General features: G+C 64.6%; 14 protein-coding genes. 8 read left to right on the forward strand and 6 right to left on the reverse strand.

Going from position 1 to position 22,486, the window contains the following annotated elements; translation table 11 throughout:
• The first annotated feature begins 220 nt into the window (after positions 1-220).
• Entirely contained in the window at positions 221-3,166 is a 2,946-nt protein-coding gene (locus C725_RS03720; protein WP_008600243.1) for a TonB-dependent receptor domain-containing protein, read from the forward strand.
• 175 nt (positions 3,167-3,341) lie between these two features.
• A complete protein-coding gene (locus C725_RS03725; RefSeq protein WP_038281431.1) occupies positions 3,342-4,292 on the forward strand; it encodes a formylglycine-generating enzyme family protein in 951 nt (316 codons plus the stop codon).
• Between the two features lie 114 nt (positions 4,293-4,406).
• Here C725_RS03725 and C725_RS03730 read toward each other — a convergent pair whose 3' ends face one another.
• Positions 4,407-5,555, reverse strand: coding sequence for a glycoside hydrolase 5 family protein (locus C725_RS03730; protein ID WP_008600245.1), 1,149 nt, complete (start codon positions 5,553-5,555; stop codon positions 4,407-4,409).
• A 196-nt stretch (positions 5,556-5,751) separates the two neighbouring features.
• Between C725_RS03730 and C725_RS03735 the strand changes: the two genes are divergently transcribed.
• The 3 genes from C725_RS03735 to C725_RS03745 are packed head-to-tail and all read left to right on the forward strand — an operon-like array spanning position 5,752 to position 9,633.
• The gene (locus C725_RS03735) at positions 5,752-7,356 is read left to right on the forward strand and encodes a sulfatase (RefSeq protein ID WP_008600246.1); all 1,605 of its coding nucleotides are present in this window, start codon (positions 5,752-5,754) and stop codon (positions 7,354-7,356) included.
• A gap of 37 nt (positions 7,357-7,393) precedes the next feature.
• Entirely contained in the window at positions 7,394-8,536 is a 1,143-nt protein-coding gene (locus tag C725_RS03740) for an aldose epimerase family protein (RefSeq protein ID WP_008600247.1), read from the forward strand.
• Entirely contained in the window at positions 8,536-9,633 is a 1,098-nt protein-coding gene (locus C725_RS03745) for a glycoside hydrolase family 43 protein (protein ID WP_008600248.1), read from the forward strand. The genes C725_RS03740 and C725_RS03745 overlap by 1 nt, the downstream gene beginning before the upstream one ends.
• Positions 9,634-9,720: 87 nt before the next feature.
• Here the strand turns inward: C725_RS03745 and C725_RS03750 are convergent, their stop codons facing one another.
• The 3 genes from C725_RS03750 to C725_RS03760 all read right to left on the reverse strand — a co-directional run bounded on the left by C725_RS03750 (position 9,721) and on the right by C725_RS03760 (position 14,842).
• Positions 9,721-12,495 carry a TonB-dependent receptor gene (locus tag C725_RS03750; protein ID WP_008600249.1) on the reverse strand — a complete coding sequence of 925 codons (2,775 nt, stop codon included), beginning with the start codon at positions 12,493-12,495 and terminating at the stop codon, positions 9,721-9,723.
• Between the two features lie 266 nt (positions 12,496-12,761).
• Positions 12,762-13,745 (reverse strand): alpha/beta hydrolase, encoded by a 984-nt coding sequence (locus C725_RS03755; RefSeq protein ID WP_008600250.1) that lies wholly within the window; start codon positions 13,743-13,745, stop codon positions 12,762-12,764.
• 35 nt (positions 13,746-13,780) lie between these two features.
• Positions 13,781-14,842, reverse strand: coding sequence for a family 43 glycosylhydrolase (locus tag C725_RS03760; RefSeq protein ID WP_008600251.1), 1,062 nt, complete (start codon positions 14,840-14,842; stop codon positions 13,781-13,783).
• A gap of 139 nt (positions 14,843-14,981) precedes the next feature.
• On the opposite strand from C725_RS03760, the gene C725_RS03765 reads away from it, so the two are divergent.
• Positions 14,982-16,955, forward strand: a complete 1,974-nt coding sequence (locus C725_RS03765; protein WP_008600252.1) for a glycoside hydrolase family 2 protein — start codon at positions 14,982-14,984, stop codon at positions 16,953-16,955.
• 30 nt (positions 16,956-16,985) lie between these two features.
• Here C725_RS03765 and C725_RS03770 read toward each other — a convergent pair whose 3' ends face one another.
• Positions 16,986-18,341, reverse strand: a complete 1,356-nt coding sequence (locus tag C725_RS03770) for a chloride channel protein (protein ID WP_038281433.1) — start codon at positions 18,339-18,341, stop codon at positions 16,986-16,988.
• Positions 18,342-18,503: 162 nt separating this feature from the next.
• Between C725_RS03770 and C725_RS15200 the strand changes: the two genes are divergently transcribed.
• Complete coding sequence (locus tag C725_RS15200; protein ID WP_051051209.1) at positions 18,504-19,463, forward strand: GGDEF domain-containing protein; 960 nt, start codon at positions 18,504-18,506, stop codon at positions 19,461-19,463.
• A gap of 124 nt (positions 19,464-19,587) precedes the next feature.
• Here C725_RS15200 and C725_RS03780 read toward each other — a convergent pair whose 3' ends face one another.
• Positions 19,588-20,238, reverse strand: a complete 651-nt coding sequence (locus C725_RS03780) for a PEP-CTERM sorting domain-containing protein (protein WP_008600255.1) — start codon at positions 20,236-20,238, stop codon at positions 19,588-19,590.
• Positions 20,239-20,486: 248 nt separating this feature from the next.
• Between C725_RS03780 and C725_RS03785 the strand changes: the two genes are divergently transcribed.
• Positions 20,487-22,484 carry a TonB-dependent receptor gene (locus C725_RS03785; RefSeq protein ID WP_038281435.1) on the forward strand — a complete coding sequence of 666 codons (1,998 nt, stop codon included), beginning with the start codon at positions 20,487-20,489 and terminating at the stop codon, positions 22,482-22,484.
• Positions 22,485-22,486: the final 2 nt, after the last annotated feature.

Consider the following 22,486-nt stretch of genomic DNA (forward strand, 5'->3'; position numbering starts at 1 on the left):
TTCACAGGCCGGCCCACCCAACCATTCGGCAGGGTTATAGGCTCGCCACGTCCTTTCGCTGCGCCGCTCTTGACGAAATCGACATTTCAGGTCGAGGTCTAACCACAGGAGGACGGATGTGTACGCGGGAGAGGCGCGGTACGCACGCTTATAAGGTTCGAGAAACCGGCCTGGACCGGGCTTTCAGGTCCAGCGCCGTCACATGGAGGGGAAATTCCAAATGAAGAGTATATCGAGCGGCCGCTACGCATCGAAATGGCTGGCGACGGCAAGCCTCCTGTCCGCAGCAATGGTCTGCGCCCCGGCTCTGGCCCAGCAAACGAGGCCAGCTTCGGACCCGGAAAGCTCTGCGCAAACCCCGCCGGAGACCGCACCGCCGGCCACGGCTCGGCCGACGGCCGCAGCGCCGCGCGCTTCCACGGAGGGCGAGATCATCATCACCGGCTCGCGCATCCGGCGCGACGGATTCACCGCGCCGACACCATTGACGGTCGTCAGCCGTGAAGTGATCGAAAGCCAGTCCCCATCCAACAATATCGCCGACTTCGTGAACACGCTGCCCTCGGTCGCCGGCAGCCTGCGGCCGGCAAACTCGCGTCTGGCCCTCAGCTCCGGTCTGGCCGGTATCAACGCCCTCAACCTGCGCAATCTGGGGCTGGAACGCACGCTCGTCCTCCTGAACGGACGCCGCTCGGTCGGGTCCAGCGTGACCGGCCTTGTCGACATCAACACCTTCCCCCAGCAACTTGTTGAGCGGGTCGAGGTGGTGACGGGCGGCGCCTCCGCCGCATACGGTTCCGACGCTGTTGCGGGCGTCGTCAACTTCGTCCTCGACACCGATTTTGAGGGATTCCGCATCAGCGGCGACGCGGGCATCACGGACGAGGGCGACGGCTTCAACTATTCCGTCCAAGGCTCCGCCGGCACCGGGTTCGCGGATGGGCGCGGCCATGTTCTGATCAGCGGCCAATATGCGCATCAGGACGGCATCTTCAGCATCACGCGCGACTGGAACCAGCTCGGCTACCGCACCATCGCCAATCCCGACTACACGAATGACAACGGTCTTCCGCAATATCTGGTGCGCACAATGACCGGCACGTCCAATGCACTGCCGGGCGGCATCATCAGTTCCTCGACCGGCACCGTGCCGGACAGCCTGCGCGGCATCTATTTCGGCCCCGGCGGATCGGTGAACCAGTATGATTATGGCGACCTGACCAGTGGCTCGCTGACCTCTGGCGGCGACTGGGCACTGGCGGACAACAGCCGCCGCATCGGCCTGGCGGCAGAGGATGATCGCCGCGGCGTCTTCGGCCGCGTCAGCTTCGAGCTGTCGCCGGCCATCGAACTGTTCGGGGAGGCTTCCTATTACTGGCAGGAGACCCTGTTCAACGCGGGTCCGCAGTTCACCACCAACATCCTTCTGCAGCCCGACAATGCATTTCTGATCAACGCGCTCGGCGCGGATGCACTGGACGGCGTAACAGGTGTGCGCCTCGGCACCACGTCCGGCGACCTGCCGGTGCGCGGCACGAACAACCAGCGCGACACGCAGCGCTACCTGATCGGGGCGCAGGGCGATTTTGAACTGTTCGGCAGCGACGCGAGCTGGAACGCCTATGCCCAGTACGGCCAGACCAATACGCGCGAGCAGCTGTTGAACATTCAGGATACGAGCAACGTCGCCCTCGCCACGGACGCCGTTTTCGCACCGGAGGGGAATGCGGCAGGGATCGCGCCGGGGACGATCGTCTGCCGGTCGACGCTGAGCGACCCGGGCAATGGCTGCGTGCCGTTCAATCGCCTCGGCATCAACAATCCCGATGTAGCCGTCCTCGACTATATTTTCGGCAATCCCTATCGCGACCAGAAGCTGGAGCAGACGGTCGCGGGCCTCGACCTGTCCTTCTCGCCCTTTTCTACCTGGGCAGGCGCGGTCGATATTGCTGTCGGCGGCGAATACCGGAAGGAGGAAGTGTCCGGCTTCGTTCCCGAGGAGTTCCAGACCGGCTGGCAGGTCGGCAACTATCTGCCGACGCAGGGCGACTACGACGTGAAGGAGGCGTTCCTCGAAACGGCCATTCCGCTCGGCGCGGGCCTGGAATTTAACGGCGCGGTCCGCGCGACCGACTATTCCACCTCCGGCTATGTCACCACTTGGAAGGTCGGCGGCACATGGCAACCGGTCGACGATATCCTGCTGCGCATTACGCGCTCCCGCGATATTCGCGCCCCGAACCTCAATGAACTGTTCCAGGCCGGCACGTCGCGGACGAATACGCTGACCGATCCCTTTACGGGCGAGCAGGGCGTCACCTTTCGCGAACAGACCACGGGCAATTTGAACCTGCGCCCGGAAAAAGCCGACTCCCTGACCGCCGGCGTCGTGCTGACGCCGCGCTTCCTGCCCGGCTTCTCGCTCGCCGTCGACTATTTCGACATCGAGGTCGAGGATGCCATCGGGCAGTTGTTCGCGCAGGACATCATCAACCGCTGCTTCGAAGGCCGCGACGAATTCTGCGATGCCTACGGACCCGACCCGACGGGCGACCGCGAATTCTTCTTCCGTGCAAGCCCCTTCAACTTCAGCGAGCAAAAGGTGAAGGGCATCGACATCGACGCCAGCTACAGCCTGCCCATCGATGCGTGGTTCGATGCCGGAATGGACGACAGCCTGATCGTACGCGGCCTCGCCACCCGCTACATCGACAACATTTCCGATACCGGCGTAAACATTCCCGTCGACAGCGTCGGGGCGCTCGGCTCGGGCGTTCCGAAGTGGCTCTACCGGGTATCGCTGACCTATGACACGCCGGACTTTTCCATCACCGGCGTCGGCCGGGGCGCATCTTCCGGCACCTACAGCAATAGCTATGTCGAGTGCGCCCCCGGGGACTGCCCGGTGGGCCGCGATTCGTCGATCGTCACGCAGTTTCCCACCATAGACGACAACAGCATCCCCGGCGTTTTCTACGCCGACCTCAACTTCGCGGCGAAGTTCGACACGTTCGGCAATGAAGGCAGCGAGTTCTTCGTGCAGATCAGCAATCTGTTCGACGAAGACCCCATATTGCTGCCGGAGGGCGGGCTATCGGCGAACAGCACTTATAGCGACCTTCTGGGCCGGCAGTTCCGTGTCGGCGTGCGCATGCGCCTCTGGTAAGAGCAGGCGGCGGGCAGGGCCTCCCCCTGCCCGCCCATCCTGCCCAAGGATATGATCCGGGCCGCGATCAGCGACGATTGCGCAAGCGGGCCGGAATGTGGGACACTCTGGCAACATGACAGCATCCCCCTCTATCCTTCCCGCCGCAGCGGCGGACGCGCCGCAGCACACCGGCATGATGTTCGTACCCGGCGGCACGTTCGCCATGGGCTCCGACCGCTTCTATCCGGAGGAAGCGCCCGTTCGCACCGTGCGCGTCGATCCCTTCCGCATCGACGAGACGCCCGTAACGAACGCCGATTTTGCACGCTTCGTGGACGCCACCGGATACCGCACGGTCGCTGAAATCGCGCCCGATCCCGCCGATTATCCCGGTCTCGCCGCCGAGATGGCGAAGGCGGGCTCGCTGGTCTTCCACCGTACGAGGGGGCCGGTGGACCTGCACGACCCGTCCGGCTGGTGGTCCTTCGTCTTTGATGCGGACTGGCGGCACCCGTACGGCCCGGATTCCTCACTGGATGGGCTGGACGACCATCCGGTCGTTCATGTCGCCCATGCGGATGCGGCCGCCTACGCCGACTGGGCCGGCAAGGCTCTACCGACGGAGGCCGAATGGGAATTCGCCGCGCGCGGCGGCCTCGACGGTACGGATTACGCCTGGGGCGACGAGCTGGCGCCAGACGGCGAAATGCTGGCGAACTATTGGCAAGGAGCGTTTCCCTTCGCCAACCAGCTTCTCGACGGTTACGAGCGGACATCGCCCGTCCGAACCTATGCCGCGAACGGATACGGCCTGTTCGACATGATTGGCAATGTCTGGGAATGGACCGAGGACTGGTTCGCGCTGCCGCCGAGTCCGAAAAAGAAGACCGCGAAGCGAGGCTCCGGCCCCTCGCCCTGCTGTGTGCCGGCCAACCCGCGCGGCGGGACGCGGCGCCAGAGCGTGGATCCGCAGGATACCGCGCGGATCGCGCGAAAAGTGCTGAAGGGCGGCTCCCATCTTTGCGCCGCCAATTACTGCCAGCGTTATCGGCCCGCCGCCCGCCACGCGCAGGCCATCGACAGCGCCACCAGCCATATCGGTTTCCGCTGCGTCATCCGCGGCGACAACGAGCACAATTTCTAGAAAAAAAGACGGACCGCCGCACGCTCCGCGAGGGGGGTGCGGGGAGCGCAGCGATCCGTCACAGGTGGCGGCCGAACCGGGAGGGAAATCAGCCGGCCGCCGGGGGACCTCGTCCTAGCGCGCGGCGCGCGCGCCGTTCTTTTCGGTTGTCAGGCGGCGGATCAGATCGACCTCGGCCTGGCGATAGGGGGTGCCATCGGCGTGGAACACGTCATGGAACCAGATGGTCGGCTCCTCATAGGTGTAGGGCTTCTTCCAGCTGTCCCACGGGAAGCGCGTCTGGCTCTTGCCGTCCACGAAGCCCCAGTTGATCATGCCGATGTTCTTCTCGGCACCGATGGGCAGCGACCCGTCGAAGGTGGAGCCGTTGCCGCGCGCCATATATTCCGTGCACAGCACGGGGCGGCCATAGCTCAACATCTGATCGGCGCGCTCCTCGAACTGCTCCGGCCAGTTATAGTCGTGAAAGCTCATGACCTCCGACCGGGCGATCTGGATTTTCTCGACGGCGTCCAGCGTTTCCGGCTGGTCCCAGCTTTCGCCGATCCACACGCCGCTGGTCAGCGGCTGGGCCGGGTCGACGCTGTACGCCCAGTCGAACACCTGCCCCAAAAGGCCGGCGACCAGTTCCTTCTTGTTCGGCGTCGGCTCGTAGGAGCCGCCCCCGCCGCCCTCATTGTTGGGCTCGTTCCAGACATCCCATGCAGCGATCCGGTCATCTTCGGCAAAGGTGCCGACGATGTCCTTCACATACGCTTCCAGTTCGTCATAACGGCTGCGGTCGGCAAGCCGCTCGGCGCCCGGGGCCTGCATCCAGCCGGAATTGTGCACGCCGGGGATCGGCGGGCGCTGCGGACCCGATACCGGGTTCGGATCCCAGCAGCTGTCGAACAGCACGAACATGATGCGGATATCGTGCTTCTCGGCAATGTCGAGGAACTGGTTCATGCGCTGCTTCAGCCCCTCGGCGTCCTCTTCCCACAGCATGTTGTGCAAATAGACGCGCATGGTGTTCATGCCGATATCAGCGGCCCAGCCAAGCTCCTGATCGATGGTCTCGGGATCGAAGCTGTCCGCCTGCCACATCTCGAACTGGTTGATCGCCGTGCGCGGATTGTAGTTCGCGCCCACCATCCATGGCTGATCGTCATACCAGGCATTGGCCTCTGCCGCCGTCCACATTTCGCGCGCCGCTGCATCGTTGGCCATGCCGCCGGCCAGCGCAAACAGAGCTGCGCCGGCAATCAGGGTTCCCCGGATCATTGTTTCTCCCATAGTCTCGATCGTTATGCCTGATCGTTTCTTGCCAGGGGACGGGATGTGCATTCCTCTTTCCCCAAGCCCTGTCCTAGCGAATAGACGGTCCTGACGCTTGCGACCAGACATTTATAAGATAAATCTGGACAAAAGCAGCCGCGGCCGGGATGAACTGAGCCCGCAATTGGGGAAGGAGGCTATAATGGAAGGCAGAAATCCGCGCAGGAAGGGCCGTCTCGGCACGCTTCTGTCCGCGACGATCATGATCGCCGCTGCCGGGTGCAGCAGCGTTCCGGGGGCACCGACAGGTGCATCGCAGACCGGACCGCGTTCCGGCGCGGCAGAGCCAACACAGCGGCCAAACGTCGTCATGATTCTGGTGGATGATCTGAAGCCTGCCATCGGCGCCTTCGGGGATCCCACGGCAATCACACCGAATATCGACCGGCTGGCGGCGCGCGGAACGCGGTTCCAGCTTGCCTACGCCAATCAGGCTGTCTGCGCCCCCAGCCGCATGAACCTGATGACCGGCGCGCGCTCGACATCCAGCGGCATCTACGATTTCGGCATGAACCTGCGCGACTACATGCCGGATGCGGTAACGCTGCCGCAGCATTTCCAGGCGGCCGGATATTGGACCGAAAGCATGGGCAAGGTCTACCATATCGGCCACAACACCCGCGCCGACACACGCGGCTGGTCGGTACCGCACCACAAGGATCATGTGGTCGAATATGTCTCCGACGCGGCCGAGGCGCTGGGCCCGACGCGCGAGGCGGCGTTGTTCAACGAATTCGAAGTACCGGAAGGCGACGTCTGGGAATATTCAAAGACCCTGCCGCGCGGCCTGTTCTGGGAAGACCCTGACGTGCCGGACGACGCCTATGCCGATGGTCGTATCGCCGCCCGCGCCGTGCGGCGCCTGCGCGAACTCGAGGAAAAGAACGAGCCCTTTTTCCTGGCCGTCGGCTTCGCCCGGCCGCACCTGCCCTTCTCCGTTCCGAAACGCTATTGGGACATGTACGACGCGGAGGCGTTCCCCCTGCCGACATTCGAGCAGCTGCCGGAGGGCGCGCCCCAATTCGCCGGCAAGGTCGGCGGAGAGATCAATGCCTATGCCCCCATCCCGGTGAACACGCGCGAGGCGAATTATCCTGAGGCGCTGAAGCGCCGCCTGATCCACGGCTATTATGCGGGTGTCAGCTATGTCGATGCGCAAATAGGAAAGGTGATGGACGAGCTTGAGCGCAGCGGTCTTGCGGACAACACGGTCGTCGTCCTGTGGGGCGACCATGGCTATCATCTGGGCGATCACGCCATGTGGACGAAGCACACCAATTACGAGCAGGCGACGCATCTGCCGCTGATCTTCGCCGGGCCGGGCGTCGGCGCCGGGCAGGCGACGGACCAGCCGGCGGAAACGGTGGACGTCTATCCGACGCTGGCCGCCCTTGCCGACCTGCCCGCCCCGGACGGACCGCAGCCCATAGACGGCACCGATTTGTCGGACGTTCTGGAAAATCCGGAGGCCCGCGTCCGCCCCTATGCCTATCACGCCTATCCTCGGCCCAACCGTATCGGTCAGGCGATCCGGACGGAACGCTACCGGCTGGTCCGCTGGACGCATGAAAAGACGGGGGAGCGCGATTACGAACTTTACGACATGGTCCAGGATCCTGGCGAGACACGCAATATCGCGGCCGAGCAAAGGGGCGTTCGCGATCGTCTGGAACGCTATCTGGACGCGCAGCCAAAGCCGAAATCGGTGAATTTGAAAAAGGAACGGCAGGCCGCCGCGGCGAACTGACCCCTCAAGCGGCCGAGCATTTCATGGGAGACGAGCGATGACGAAAAAGACGATGATTGGAAGCGCCCTGATGGCGGCCACGCTGAATGCAGCAGCCCCAAGCGCAGCGACGGAGGTGGAAACGAAGACCTTTGGCACCCTGCCCGACGGCAGCGCGGTCGAGGCTGTCACGCTGCGCAATGACAAGGGCGTGTCGGCGACGATCATCACCTATGGCGCGGCGCTCCAGTCACTGATGCTGCCCGACGACAGCGGCAGTGCCGCCGACATCACCCTCGGCTATTCCACGCTCGACAAATATGTGGAGGAGCCGCAATATTTCGGCGCCACCGTCGGCCGTTTCGCCAATCGCATCGCCCGCGGAACCTTCACCATCGACGGCAAGACCTATCGCACATCGCTGAATGACGGCGAGAACACGCTGCATGGCGGCGACAAGGGTCTCGACAAGGTGAACTGGGATGTTGTTGGAACGGACGACAGCGCCGCAGCCAGCGTCACCATGCGTTACGTCAGCCCCGATGGGGAAATGGGATATCCCGGCGCCCTGACCGTCGATGCAACCTATGCGCTCGACAATCGCAATCAGCTGACCATCACCTATACCGCCACCACGAACGCGCCGACCATCGTCAACATCACCAATCACGCCTATTGGAACCTGTCCGGAGAGGGCGCCCCCGGCGGCGCCATGAACCATGTTCTGACGATCCCCGCCGATCGTTTCACGCCGATCGACGCCACCTCCATTCCCACCGGCGAATTGCTGCCGGTGGAGGGGACGATCTTCGACTTCCGGGACGGCATGGCGGTCGGCGAGCATGTGCGCGACGCGGACAATCAGCAGATCGTGAACGCCCGAGGCTATGATCATAATTTCGTCATCGGAGAGCAGGTGACGGAGGACACGCACCTGATGGCGACAGTCGAGGATCCATCGTCCGGTCGCGGCTTCGAGCTTTGGTCGAACCAGCCGGGCGTCCAGTTCTACTCCGGCAATTTCTTCGACGCGACCGTTTCGGGGAAGGCGGGCAGGCTCTACCGCCAGGGCGATGCCGTCGTGCTGGAACCGCAGCTGTTTCCCGACGCTCCGAATCAGGAGGGCTTCGCATCGGCGCGCCTGAACCCGGGCGAAACCTATCGCAACGTCATCGTCTACAAGTTCACGGGAGCCGAATGATGCGGATGCCTCTTCCTTTCCGGCACGCAGCCGCCCTGCCGGTGGCGGCCATGCTGCTCATGTCCTCGGCCTGCTCCGGCCCCGCGGAGCAGGATGGCGCCGCGCCAGCGGACGAGACCGCCGCGGCGGATGCGGAGGGTGCGGAAAGGGCCGCGACCTTCACAAATCCGCTGCTGCCGTCGGGGCCCGATCCGTGGATCACGCAGGCGGACGGCACCTATTACTACACGCATACGCTCGGCGACCGCCTCGCCCTGTGGCGCACGGACGATATTTCCGACCTGGCCAATGCCGAGCAGAAGACGATCTGGACGCCGCCCGCCACGGGCCCCAACGCGCACATGATCTGGGCGCCGGAACTGCACCATCTGGATGGCAAATGGTACATGTACTACAGCGCCACCGCGTCCGGGTTCGAGGATGATGCGCATCGCGGGGTCTTCGTCCTCGAAAACGACAGCGCCGATCCGTTCGAGGGCGACTGGGAAGACCTCGGCCAGATCGAGACCGAGCATCCGGGCATCGACGGAACCGTCTTCGCCTATGACGGCAAGACGTACTTCGCCTATTCGCCCTATGTTGGAGAGGATAGCGTGATCGCGCTGTCCCGCATGACGGACCCCACCACGCTGTCCGGGGAGGAAACCGTCATCGCCGTGCCGGATCGCCCCTGGGAAAAGCAGGGCGGCCGCCAAATCCTCGAGGGGCCGGAGTTCCTGGAGGGACCGGAGGGAGATCTGTTCTTGATCTATTCGGCAAGCGCCTGCTGGTCGGACGATTATTCGCTGGGCCTGCTGCGAGCGCCCGCCGGCTCCGATCCGCTGGAGGCGAAGGTCTGGACCAAATCGGCAGAGCCCGTGCTGCGGCAGGGAAACGGCGTCTACGCCACCGGCCATAACGGCTTCTTCACCTCTCCCGACGGCGAGGAGAACTGGATCATCTACCACGCCAATCCAGAGGCCGAAATGGGATGCACGCCGAAACGCGCGCCGCACATCCAGAAGTTTTCCTGGGACGAGCGCGGCTATCCCGTCTTCGGCGAGCCCGTCGGAAAGGATACTCCAATCCCGGTCCCTTCGGGTGGCAACAGCCGCTGATCCGACGCTGCCAAGGCAGAGCACCAATGCAAAAGGAGCGCCGAACCGGACAGGTTCAACGCTCCTTTTTTTACGGCGAAGCGCGCCTTACAGGTCGAAGCGCACGCCCAGCGAGAAGACGCGGTCGAGATACCGGCGCCGCACCGGGAACGCATCGCCGGCATCGTTGTAGGGACGGTAAATCTCGACCGGGGTCGCCAGCAGATTGCTGACGTTGAAGTTCACCGTCATGCCCTCGACCGGCGTGACGTTCATGGAGAAGTCCAGGATGCCATAGTCGTCCTGCATCTCACCACGGGCCTGCCCGTCGCCGATGATCCCGTATCCCGTCGTGAACTTGGACCGGAAATTATAGGCGAGGCGGGCGGAGAATTCCGGCCGCTCGTAAAGACCGACCAGATTGTAGTTGTGCTCCGACACGCCGGGGATCGGCTGCTGGCCGGGCAGCGTCGCGGCGAGGCCCTCCGGCAATTCCTGCGAAGCGTCGATATAGGTGTAGTTCGCCTGGAAACCGAAGCCCTGCGCCCATTCGGGCAGCCCCTCGAAATCGAGGAAGCTGGTGAACGCCACCTCGGCGCCGCGAATCCGGCCGCTGCCGCCGTTCTGCGGGATCGTCAGACGCAGCTCGTTATAATCGGGGTCCGGCAGCGTAAAGAGGACGTTCGAGATGAAGCCGTCCACGTCGCGGTTGAAGACGGCACCGGTCAGAGAGCCGGTGCGCGAGAAATACCATTCCAGCGACGCATCGTAATTCTTCGATTCCAGCGGCCGCAGGTCCGGATTGCCGCCGCTTGCCGAGCGGAAGCAGTTCGGGCTGTCGGGAGCCTCCTGACACAGGCCCGAAATCGGATCGTAGATCGTGGAGGGATTGAGCTGCCCGAAGCCCGGACGGGTGCGGGTCTCGGTATAGGCGAGGCGCAGCTGCACCTCCGGCGTAAATTCCACGCGCGCGCTGACGTTCGGCAGCACGTCGGTATAGTCGCGGTCGGCCGTGACCGGCACGATCTCGCCAATCTCGCCATCGGCGAATTCACGCGAATTGCCGGAGATCGCGGTCTCCGTCTTCACCGCACGGACGCCGATCTGGCCGTCGATTGGAATGCCGATGTCGAACGCGTAACCGACCTGGCCATAGGCGGTGTAGGATTTCTCGTTCGCGACGAATGCGTTCAGCGGATCGTAGGGCGCCTGCCCCGCATCGACGCCCGCGATCTCGCGCAGAGCGTCGGCATTTTCGACGATGCTGTCGAACGTCGGCGCGACCCAGCCGCGAATCCGCTGCACGTCGTCGTGCCGGAAGCCCGGCGAGGTCAGCTGATAGACGAGCGGCAGTTCCGGGTAGGTGATGCCCAGCCCCTCGATATACTGGTAGCGCGTGCCGAGACGCGTCTGCGCATCACGGTCGGAATAGCGGATGCCCGCCTGCAACGTCGTCAGGAACGACCAGTCGGTTTCATATTCGACATCGAGCGTTCCCGCCCACTGCTTGCCGGATCCCTCGCGGTTCTGATCGAATAGGCCGCGGAAAATGTAGTTTTCCGGATCGTAAATGTCGAAGTCGCGGAACGAGAAGGCGGGGCCGCCATCGCCATTCGGCGAATCGAAAACGGCATCGCGCACAGGCGAACTCGTATAGCCGAAATCCACATTGGTGGTCTGCGTGGAGAAGGTGCTGTCCGTGTACGACAGATCGCTCGAGACCGTCAGGCCATCCATGCCGGTCCAGATCGCGCCGCCGCCGATTTGGTACGTGTCGGTGTTTGCGACGAGCGTGCTCTGAAAACCTTCCGGACGATACGCGTTCGAAATGGTCGCGCTCTGCAGCTGGTTCGTTCCCTCCTTCAGCACGACATCGGTGAAGATCGGCGATTCGCCCTCCGCCGGGTTGAAGATGGGCGCGTTCAGGAAGCGGTTATCGTCGCGCCCGCGATAGCCCTGGAACAGGCCGTCGACGTAGAATTCCAGAACGTCGCTTGGGCGCCACTGAATCGCGGCATTGACCGAGGGGCGCCAACGCTTGCCCGACCCATAATAGATGCCTTGGCTATCGGGATACACGAAGCCCGGCTGGTCCGTCTGCTCGTCCGTCGCGGTCTGGATCAGAGCGCTCTGCTCGCGCGCGGGATCGAGAAAGCGAATGCGCGTATAGGCGACGTTCACAAGGGCGCCGATCTCACCGATTCCGGTGTCCCAGCGATTGCTGACAAGCAGATTGCCGTTCCAGTCGAGTTCCTGGCGCTCGTCGGTGTGAATGCCGTTCAGCGTCCCAGCGATCTTCAGCCCGTCGAAATCGAAGGGACGGAAGGAACGCACGTTGATCTGGCCGGCGATACCGCCCTCGATGCGCTCGGCGGTGTTCGACTTGAAGACTTCCAGCGCGGACACGGCACCGGCCGGAAAATCCTGCAGCGCAACGGCGCGCCCCTCCGCCGTGAAAATCTCGCGCCCGTTATACGTCGTCGAAAGATCCGGCAGGCCGCGAACCTGCACGCCGGCGGCTTCGCCCGACGCGCGCGTCACCTGCACGCCCGTAACGCGCGCAAGCGACTGGGAAACGGTGATGTCGGGCAGCTTGCCAATGTCTTCCGCAACGATCGCGTCCAGAATCTGCGGCGCGCTGCGCTTCATTTCCTGCGCCGATTCCAGGCTGCGGCGGAAGCCGGTCACGACGATGACATCGGAATCCGGGGCTGTCGCGGTCATACTCGCGGCATCGCTGCCAACGGGTGCCGGTGCAGGGGTCTGCGCAGTGCCGGCCGGCTGCTGCGGTGCGGGGGTCTGCTGCGCCGCGGCAGCAGCGGCAAAGCCTAGCGAGGCGAGGGCCGAAGCCGTCGCCAGCAATTTGATCTTAGGAACGCTCACTCGTTTTATCTCCCATGCACGGCCACTTCGGTGACCGTCATTCGTCATCGCTCTTGGATTCGCGCCGGTTCTGCCCGGCATCTCTCCATCATTCGCACCGGACCCCTGAAGGGGGAGCCGGTAGAATGCTCGGATTCGATGCGCCGCGTCCGCGCGAGGGGGCGGCGCGCGCATTCGTGGCGCGGCCATTGCCCCATTCGGGGATGCTGTCAATTATCGGATAATTAAGAAATCGCCGTTAAAGTGCGCTCTGTGGCATTTTGGCGTCATTCTGCGCCGAACAGGTTCTGATCTGCGGCAAAATTCGTGAACATCTGCGGCCAGGACGACGCTGGCATACGGTCCGGCAGATTGACGCCGAAGCCATGACCGCCCTTTTCGAACAGGTGCAGCGCCGCCGGCCGGCGATGCGCGAGCATGGCATTGTACATCATGATGCTGTTCTGGACGGGTACGATGGCATCATCGCCCGCATGCATCAGGAACACGGGCGGCGTATCCGCGGCGACATTCGTATCGACCGAGAAGCGCTCCACCTCAGCCTCCGCTGGGCTCTCCCCCAGAAGAGCGGCGCGCGAACCGGCATGGGTAAAGGGCGTACGCATGGTGATGACCGGGTAAATCAGCGCCGCAAGATCGGGCCGGGCGCATACCCTGTCCGCTGCATCAACGGCGCGGTAGGATGGCATGTCCCAGCGGGTCGCCAGCATGCCGCCGAGGTGCCCGCCGGCGGAAAAGCCCATGGCACCGACACGTTCGGGATCGATGCCGAAACCTTCGGCCCCAGTCCGGATCAGCCGCATCGCACGCTGCGCATCCTGCAGCGGCACGACGCTACGGTTCCGCCACCCCTCGGCTGGCAAGCGGTAGACCAGGATGAAGGCGGTGATCCCGCGCGCATTCAGCCAGTCCGCCTGACGCGTTCCCTCATTGTCGAAACCCTGGAATTCATAGCCGCCGCCCGGCATCAGCAGCATGGCCGCGCCGTTCGGCCGCTCCGCCCGGCGAACGACCAGGCGCGGCACGGCAACCCCTCGGATCAGGCGGTCGGGATGGCCGGGGGTCTTCGCATGATCCTCGACCTGCGGAACCGGCGGCGTGTCGCCATGACCCGGGGGGAGACCGGGCCACAGCGCAATCTCCTCCTGCATGTCGAGCCGCCGCGCAGCCGCACGGCCCGCATCCAGTGCGGCCAGACCCGCACCGGCAAGGCCGACGAACGCCCGCCTGCTGAGGTCGAACCGGCTCACCGCATCGAACCGTCCCGGTTTCGGCCGCCGCGGTCCTATTCGGCCTCGACCACTTCGGAGCCTTCGCCGTCCGTCATGACGACGGGCGCGATGGAGCCGTCGTCCCGGTATACCAGCCGCTCGATCGCGACATTGCGTTCGCCCTCGAACGGTTCTTCGGTCCCGGCCGGCACGTCCCAGCGGTGATAGACGATGACGGGTTCGCCGGTCTGCGGATCCTCCGCGAAACTGTGGTGGCCCGGCCCCTGATGGGTCTGATCGCTTGTCAGGATGGGCCCGGCATAGGTCCAGGGGCCCGTCGGGCTGGGCGCGGTCGCATAGTGCACCGAATAGTTGCCGCGATTGAAGCGTCCATGGCTGTACGACAGGTAGTAGGTTCCGTCGCGCTCGCTCATGAATGCGCCCTCGGTAAAGTTCTTCGGCGTTTCCACGTCGACCTCTCGCGCCAGCGAGATCATGTCGGGGCCGAGTTCCCAGACACGCAGGGTCGCACCCGCGCTGCCGCCGGCGTACAGATAGGTCTTGCCAGAAGGTTCGTCCGTGAAGACCATCGCATCGATCGCCTCGAAGCCGTCACCACCGGTTATCAGCGGCGCGCCGCTGTCGGTGTACGGCCCCTCCGGACGATCGGCCACGGCAACGCCGATCCGGCTGGGTGTCGGATTCTGGGGGCCGACGGAATAATAAAGATAGTATTTCCCGTCCTTTTCGGCGATCCCCGGCGCCCAAAGCGCGTGGAACTCCGCCCCGTCCTCGTCGATCCAGTCGATATCGTCCATGCAGATCAGCGTCCCGCGATCCGTCCAGGTCTCTAGGTCGGAGGAGGAGTAGGCGTGGAACCGGTCCGCGCTCCAGCTGCCGGTCGCGCTGCCGGTCGGAAAAATCCAAAGCTCTCCGTCAATGGTCATGGAATCGGGGTCGGCGCCGGTGAAGAGCGGGTTTGGGGCGACCGCCGCCGTTTCCGCATCTGCCGCGGCATCGCTTGCGCTCGTTTCGGATGCCGCGCCCTGGGCCGCGCCATCATCGGACGCGGGCGCATTGCAAGCCGAAGCCAGCAGAATCGGCAGGGCTGCAAAGCAGGCGAGGGTCTTGCGCATTGGAAACTCCACAAAGACGGTTTATAGTTTTAGCAGTTTAATCATATAAATTGTTCGAACGCACCTCCGTAAATTCGGATGACCCGAACTTCACAGAACCCATGCGACCGGGCGCCGCCAAAATCCAAAGGGGACATCAGTGACCGTCAAGCCTTTCCGCCTTCTGTCTGCCGCAGCCGCCCTTCTGATGACGGGTACCGCCCTTGCCCAGCCGTCCGTCAATGCCGCGCGAGACGATGCCATCTACACCAGCGACCTCATCACGCGCTGGGGCAAGGATGTAACGGCCGAAAATGCCTGGCAAAGCTATCCCCGTCCGCAGATGAAGCGAGAGCGGTGGCGGAATCTGAACGGCCAATGGGAATACGCCATCCGCCCCACGGCCGCACCGCGTCCGCAGCAAATGGATGGACAGATTCTGGTGCCGTTCGCGCCCGAATCGAAATTGTCCGGCGTGGCGCGGGCCGTGACCCCGGACGACCGCCTTTGGTATCGCCGCACCTTCACGGTCCCGCAGGATTGGCAGGACGACGATGTGCTGCTGCATTTCGGCGCAATCGATTTCGAGGCGCATATTTTCGTCAACGGCAGCCTCATCGGATCGCACAGGGGCGGGTCGGACCGGTTCGCCCTCGACATCAGCGACTATCTGCGCGCCGGCGAGAACCAGCTCGAAGTTCAGGTGACGGACCCGACCTCTACCGGCGCGCAGCCCCGCGGCAAGCAACAGCTTGAGCCGGAGGGCATCTGGTACACGCCCGTCAGCGGCATCTGGCAGACCGTCTGGCTGGAACCGGTTCCCGACCTGCACATCGAGGATGTGAAGATCACGCCGGATATCGACAGCGGCAGCCTGGCGGTCGACGTCGCACTGAACCGCAGCGCCGCGGATACGGACGCGATCCGCATCACGGCGATTGCGGACGGCAAGACGGTCGCTGAGAAGACCGTTCGCGCGAACCGCCCGGCAGTTCTTTCGATCCCGGATGCGCGTCTGTGGTGGCCGGACGATCCCTATCTGTACGATTTGAAGGTGGAGCTGGTGTCCGTCGCCGACCCCTTCGCCGGAGCGGATGACAGCGCCAACCCGCATGGCCGGCGGGGCGACCTGATCCTGACGGAGGTCGAGGCCGATCTTTACGAGGACGCGCAGGTGACCGGCCAGGCACGCGACACGGTGGAAAGCTATTTCGCCATGCGCAAAAGCTCGCTCGGCCGTGGGCCGGTGCGCGGGCAACCCGCCCTTCTCCTCAACAACGAACCCGTCTTTCAGAACGGCACGCTCGATCAGGGCTGGTGGCCGGACGGGCTGCTGACGCCGCCATCGGAAGACGCCATCCGCTTCGAGCTGGACTATCTGAAGAAGGCCGGCTTCAACATGCTCAGGAAGCATATTAAGGTCGAGCCGGCGCAATATTATCACCTGGCCGACAAGATGGGCATCCTCATCTGGCAGGACATGGTTTCCGGCGTGGAGGCGGACAGCCTGGACCAGTTCGTTCGCCGGCCGTCGCAGGACGAGGCGCAGATGCCCATGCGCGTCACGGACGAGTACGAATATGAGCTGCTGCGCATGATCAGCGACCTGCGCAATCACCCGTCCATCGTGACCTGGGTCATCGATAATGAAGGGTGGGGCCAGTATGATTCCACGCGCCTTGCCAAGACGGTGCAGGACCTCGATCCCAGCCGCACCGTCGACAAGGTCAGCGGCTGGCTGGACACAGGCGATGCAGGCACGGACATGTACGACATCCACACCTACGAGGAGGTGCCGCTCGTGCCGCCGCGCCAGCAGGACCGGGCCGTCGTGATTGGCGAGTTCGGCGGCATTGGCCTGCCGGTGGAGGGGCATTTGTGGTTCCCCGAAAAGCGCAACTGGGGTTATCAGACGGCGACCGACAAGGCGGATTATGAGGCGCGCTATCGCCGCAAATATGCGGAGATCGTACGACAGGCCAAGGCGCTTGGTCTCAGCGCGGCCGTCTATACCCAGACCACGGACGTCGAGGGCGAGGTCAACGGCCTACTGACCTATGACCGGGAGGTCAGCAAGCTGCCGGTCGAGACCTTTAATGACATCCACGCACCCCTGTTCGACGAGAAGGACTGACGGCAGCCCTCCTGCCGAAGCGGGCGGCGCCTAGCCCCCGCTCGCTTCGGGTGCCATTGCCGCCTTTCGCCGCGCTTCGGCCTCTCGGGCGGAGGCCGCGAGGGATCGGCGCCACGGTTTCGACAGGCCGTCGTACAGCCGCTCCTTGCAGACGAGCGCAGAGGTCGCATGCGCGATAAGCGCGGCCAGGAACAGCGGAAGGATCAGGCCGCGGCTGGCCGTCGCCTCCACGATGATGATGACGGCCGTCAGCGGGGCGCGCACGACGCCGGTGAAATAGGCGACCATGCCCAAAAGGACGACCGCACCCGCCGGATCGTTCGGGAATAGCGGCCGCAGCAGCACGCCGAGCCCGGCGCCGGTCGTCAGCGACGGCGCGAAGATGCCGCCCGGAAGGCCCGCCGCCGCCGTCGCGAAGGTCGTCAGGAACTTTGCCGGGCCGAACCAGTAGGGTGCGTCCCCGCCCTCCAGAATCGCGCGGGCGGAGGCGTAACCCGTGCCCCAGGTGGCGCCGGTGACGACGCCCAGCACGGCCACCAGGACGCCGCACGCCATCGCCCACAAAACCGGCCGCTCGGTCAGTTGCGGAAACCAGCGGTCGCGGATGGCGCCGAGGTTCAGCACCATGCGCGCGAACAGGCCGCCCGTCAGTCCGCCGATTACCCCGGCGACGGGTGCGATCCGCAGCACCGCATCCACCTTCAGACGCTCACCGATCACACCGAAATAGACATAATCGCCGGCAAGACCCAGACTGACCATACCGGCGATCAGGATCGTCGTCATGACGAGGAGCGCAACGCGCTGCTCATAGGCGTCGGCCAGTTCCTCGATCGCGAAGGTCACGCCGGCGAGCGGCGTATTGAAGGCGGCCGCCACCCCTGCCGCGCCCCCGGCGATCAGCATCGACACGCGCATCGGCGCGCGAAAGATGCGGTGAAACCAGGTCAGGATCGCCGCTGAGACCTGCACCGTCGGGCCTTCACGACCGACGGAGGCCCCGCAAAACAGTGCCGCGACCGTCAGCAGCAGTTTCATGATGGCCGTGCGAACGGACAGGAGCACCCCGACCGCCTGCTTCGGATTCTGCGCAGCCGCGATGACCTGCGGAATGCCGGATCCCGCAGCGCCCGGAAAGGCCCGGCGCGTAATCCAGGTGATGGCCGCGAAGCCCAGGGGCGTCACGATCAGCGGCGCCCAGACATAGGTCTCGGCGAACGCGCCGAACATCTCCGACGCCGCGTCCGCAAGACTGGCGAAGGCGAGTGCAACGAGGCCGATGGTGACAGCGCCGCCGCCCATGGCAAGCCGTCGTCGCCAGATCGGCGATGCGGGGCCATATCGCCGGATCAGGATCCGCCAGCGCCGGGTATCGAGACGTGCCATCGCCACCGGATGTAGGCGGCATTCCGCGCGTCGGCCATGAAAATCTCCAGACAAACCGGGTACGGCAGCGATGCACCAACTGAATGGCATCTGCAGCGGACTGTCATCCGCGGTTCAGCGGACGATTGTTACGCGGCAGGAAGGAAGTATAGGGTGCCTGTCATGAGTTCACGCAGCGTAAGCACGACCGCCGGCGACGCCTCGAAGGCGGACATCTCCGCCGCGATCGCAGCCCTTCGGTCGAAGGACGGCGAGATCGTCGAGACCTATGTCCTGCTGACGACCGCGATGCTGGATGTCGGCACGCGTCCGGCCGAACTGTTGCAATCCATCGCAGATCACGAGCTGCTGCCGCCGATCGAACTGGACGTCGACGTCATGCGGCAGGCGCTACCGTCCGCCCAGGCAACGCGGGTCGGCAAGCTGCTGGAATGTTACCAAGAGTTCCGGGCCTCCTGCATGTCCGCGGCGGAGGCGCTGAGCGATGGAAACGCCGTCCCTCGCGAACTGGTCCGCCGCCTCTCGCAGAACGTCCTCAGCCTGATGCGCGTCATCGAACTGATGAAGGACAGCCTGTGGGAACGCTATGCCCATACGGACCAGCTGACGGGTCTGCTCGACCGCAATGCACTGGAATACCTGCTGCCGGCGGAGCTTTCGCGGGCGGAACGCCTGGCGCAGCCCCTGTGCCTCGCCATCATCGACATCGACAATTTCAAGCAGATCAACGACCGGCACGGCCATGACGCCGGCGATCATATTCTTACCGAGGTTGCGGATCGCCTGATGCGTAGCGTTCGCGCCCATGATCACCTCTTCCGCATCGGCGGCGACGAGATTCTGCTGCTACTCCCCAATACGCATGAAGAGGATGCCAGCTTCCTGCTCGACCGCGCGCGCGCGGTGGTGGCGCAGCAGCCCTTCCCGGTCCCCGGGGGGCGCTTCCTGTCCCTGACGATTTCCGTCGGTTTCAGTCGGCATCAGGCCGCGCACCCGGGGGAACGCACCCGGCGCGCGGCGGACAAGGCCCTTTACGAGGTAAAGGCGTCCGGCCGGAATGCCATTCGGTATCGCGCCGCAAACGCCGCGATCGATGACCTGTCGCCCGTCCAGCCAAGATAAGCGGCTGTTCCGCTGACGCCCGGAGGTAGGCAGCGGGCGCGATCAAGGCACGCTGCCTGGTTTCGGACATGAAAAAGGCGGCCTTTCCGTGGAAAGACCGCCTTTCTGCCCGTTTTTATTCGGCTCAGGCCGCGCGGCCCCGGCGGCTGGCCGCCGCAACACCCAGAAGTCCGAGGCCCATCAGTCCAAGCGCGCCCGGCTCCGGCACATCCGCCGTGATCGGACCGATCAGCAGATCGTAGGACGGCGATCCGTTGAACACGAACTCAAGCGTGTCCGGATTGCCTGCCGCGACGGCGTCGGAGAAGCTGAAGGAGATCTCGCCATTCGCGCCGTTCCCCAGCGTCACGATACCCAGGGAGGTGCCGTTCAGCAGCGCCTCAACCGTCGAATCACCCGATGTCCCGACATTGTTCACGAGCAGGTCGAACCCGGTGATGCCGTTCGTGTCGAACAGCGAATCGATATCGTAGCTCAGCGTCAGCTGGGAATCGACGTTGGAGTCGTTGGCAAGCTCGAGGAGACCCTCGGAAACCGACAGCTCCGAATTGGCACCCGAAGCGACGGTGCCGCCATTGGCGAGCCGCTCGAACAGGATGCTGCGGACGATCCCGTTGGCGAGGGTGGACGTATCGGAATCGCTGGCACCCTCGGCGCCCAGTGTCGCATTGAACGGGTTAGAAGCGAAATCGTCGATGGTGATCGGAGCGGCAGCGGCGCTCGTGGCGGTTCCTGCGAGCACGGCGGCGGCAAGAAGCGTCTTCATATTCTGCATCAAATACTCTCCAAAACTCATACAAATACTGACACACGAGGTGTGCAACCCGCCATGCACGACCGATGCCACGGGTATTTTTTCGCTTCCTATCAAAGGCTTATTTCAAGGACGACAATTTAGGGTTAACCAGTTGTAAAGTATGTCGACACTTCGTGCATCCCATCCGAATTCGGTTGCACGCGCTGCGCGGGGTCTGCTTTGGACGTACCTCTCTTTCTCGCCCTCACCGACAAGTTAAGCTGCCCATGCGCCGATTCCTCCTCCCCTTTCTCGCGCTCTCGCCGCCGACGGCGGCCATGGCGCAGTCCGGTCCGGACCCGATCGTCATCACGGCGGAGGGGCTGCCGGAAACGTCCGGAAGCGCAGCCTATGGAGCCGTCTCGATCGGACGAGAGCGGATCCTGCAGACGCCCGGCACGCGGTTCGAGTATCTCCTCGGCGATGTCGCCGGTCTGCAGCAGTTCCGGCGCAGCGACAGCCGCTCGGCCAACCCGACGGCGCAGGGGTTGAATGCCCGGTCGCTCGGCGGCAACGCCTCCACGCGAACGCTCGTGCTGCTGGACGGCGTGCCGATCACGGACCCATTCTTCGGCTATGTTCCCTTCAGTCAGCTCGTCCCGGACACGCTGCAGGAGGTGCGCGTGACGCGCGGCGGCGGCAGCGGGGCGTTCGGTGCGGGCGCGCTTGCCGGCACCGTCGAGCTCGAAAGCGCTCCGCCCGGCGCTCTGCCGCCGCTGAGTGCCCGCGCCGCCTATGGCAGCCGGGACTCGCGACAGGCCGCCGCCGTCCTGAGCGGCAAGCTGGGATCGGGCGCGGCGTCGGCCTTCGCCAGCTATGATGGAGGCGACGGCTTCTTCACCGCGCCGGCGGACCAGCGCGGACCCGCCGATGTTCCCGCCGCCTATGAAAGCGTTGCCGCCGGTATCCGGGGCGGCGCGCCCCTCGGGGCGAGCTCGGCCTTGTCCGTCAGTGCGCGGCTGTTCCGGGATGATCGCACACTTCGTTTCGGCGGGGCAGACAGCCGTTCGGAGGGGGAGGACGTCTCCCTGCGTGTAACCCGGCAGGCTCCTTGGGCAGTCGATGCTCTCGCTTATGTGCAGCGGCGCGGCTTCTCGAACCGCGTCATCAGTTCCTCGAACTTCAACCTCGTTCTTGATCAGCGCAGCACGCCGTCCACCGGCTATGGCGGCAAGATCGAGATTCGGCCGCCGGTCGGTCCGGCGGCGGTCCTGCGCCTCGGCGCCGATATCCGGGGCGCAAGCGGCGAGCTTTACGAGGACGCCTACAGCGCAGCGACCGGTGCCCGCACGGAGGCGCGCAACGGCGGCGGACGCAATCTCAGCGGGGGCCTGTTCGCGGAAGGCGACCTGACCGCGGGCGACGTGACGCTGACCGCCGGACTCCGCGGCGATCTCTGGCGGATCAAGAACGGCTTCTACACTGCGCGCAGCCCGCAGGGCGTGACAGTCGAGGACGCCCGCTATCCGGATCGCAGCGGCGAGGAATTGACGGCCCGTGCCGGCATACGCTGGGCGCCGAACCCTGCCCTCGCGCTCAGGGCAGCCGCCTATACCGGTTACCGCCTGCCGACGCTGAACGAACTCTACCGTCCCTTCGTCGTCTTCCCCGTCGTCACGCAGGCGAATGCCGATCTCGACACGGAAAGACTGCGCGGGGGGGAGGTCGGTCTCGATGCAGCGCCGCTTCCAGGCGTTCGCCTGACGGCCACGGTGTTCTGGAACGAACTGCGCGACGCCATCGCGAACGTGACGGTGGCGGAAAATCTGCGTCAGCGCCGCAATGTGGACGCGATCGAGGCAAAGGGCGCGGAACTCGGCCTCTCCGCTGAAGTCGGGGTGTTCGACCTGCGGGCCAGCTACGCCTATAGCGACGCGCGGGTCAGGGGAACCGGCGCGGCGGCTGCGCTCGACGGCTTTCGCCCATCGCAGAGCCCGGCACACAGCCTCAGCGCCACGCTCGGCGCAGAACCCCGCCAAGGCGCGCGGCTATCGGCCACGCTGCGCCATGTTGGCGCGCAGTTCGAGGATGACCGGCAGGAAAACCGTCTACCGCCCGCCACGACCGTCGACCTTTTCGCGGCCTGGCCGCTTGGGCAAGGCGTCAGCCTGGTCGGCCGTGCCGAAAATCTGCTGGATGAGACGATTATCACCCGCGATACTGGCGAAGCCATCGACCTCGGCACCCCGCGAACGCTCTGGCTTGGCCTGCGCTATTCCGGTTGACG

The sequence above is a fragment of the Pacificimonas flava genome, assembly GCF_000342165.1.
GTDB classification, from domain to species: domain Bacteria; phylum Pseudomonadota; class Alphaproteobacteria; order Sphingomonadales; family Sphingomonadaceae; genus Pacificimonas; species Pacificimonas flava.

Bases quoted from the DNA above. Each gene is read 5' to 3' on its own strand.
- C725_RS03740 (WP_008600247.1), top strand. From the start codon at position 7,394: ATGACGAAAAAGACGATGATTGGAAGCGCCCTGATGGCGGCCACGCTG.
- C725_RS03725 (WP_038281431.1), top strand. From the start codon at position 3,342: ATGATGTTCGTACCCGGCGGCACGTTCGCCATGGGCTCCGACCGCTTC.
- C725_RS03720 (WP_008600243.1), top strand. From the start codon at position 221: ATGAAGAGTATATCGAGCGGCCGCTACGCATCGAAATGGCTGGCGACG.
- C725_RS03785 (WP_038281435.1), top strand. From the start codon at position 20,487: ATGCGCCGATTCCTCCTCCCCTTTCTCGCGCTCTCGCCGCCGACGGCG.
- C725_RS03780 (WP_008600255.1), bottom strand. From the start codon at position 20,238: ATGCAGAATATGAAGACGCTTCTTGCCGCCGCCGTGCTCGCAGGAACC.
- C725_RS15200 (WP_051051209.1), top strand. From the start codon at position 18,504: ATGAGTTCACGCAGCGTAAGCACGACCGCCGGCGACGCCTCGAAGGCG.
- C725_RS03745 (WP_008600248.1), top strand. From the start codon at position 8,536: ATGCGGATGCCTCTTCCTTTCCGGCACGCAGCCGCCCTGCCGGTGGCG.
- C725_RS03770 (WP_038281433.1), bottom strand. From the start codon at position 18,341: ATGGCACGTCTCGATACCCGGCGCTGGCGGATCCTGATCCGGCGATAT.
- C725_RS03735 (WP_008600246.1), top strand. From the start codon at position 5,752: ATGGAAGGCAGAAATCCGCGCAGGAAGGGCCGTCTCGGCACGCTTCTG.
- C725_RS03760 (WP_008600251.1), bottom strand. From the start codon at position 14,842: ATGCGCAAGACCCTCGCCTGCTTTGCAGCCCTGCCGATTCTGCTGGCT.
- C725_RS03730 (WP_008600245.1), bottom strand. From the start codon at position 5,555: ATGATCCGGGGAACCCTGATTGCCGGCGCAGCTCTGTTTGCGCTGGCC.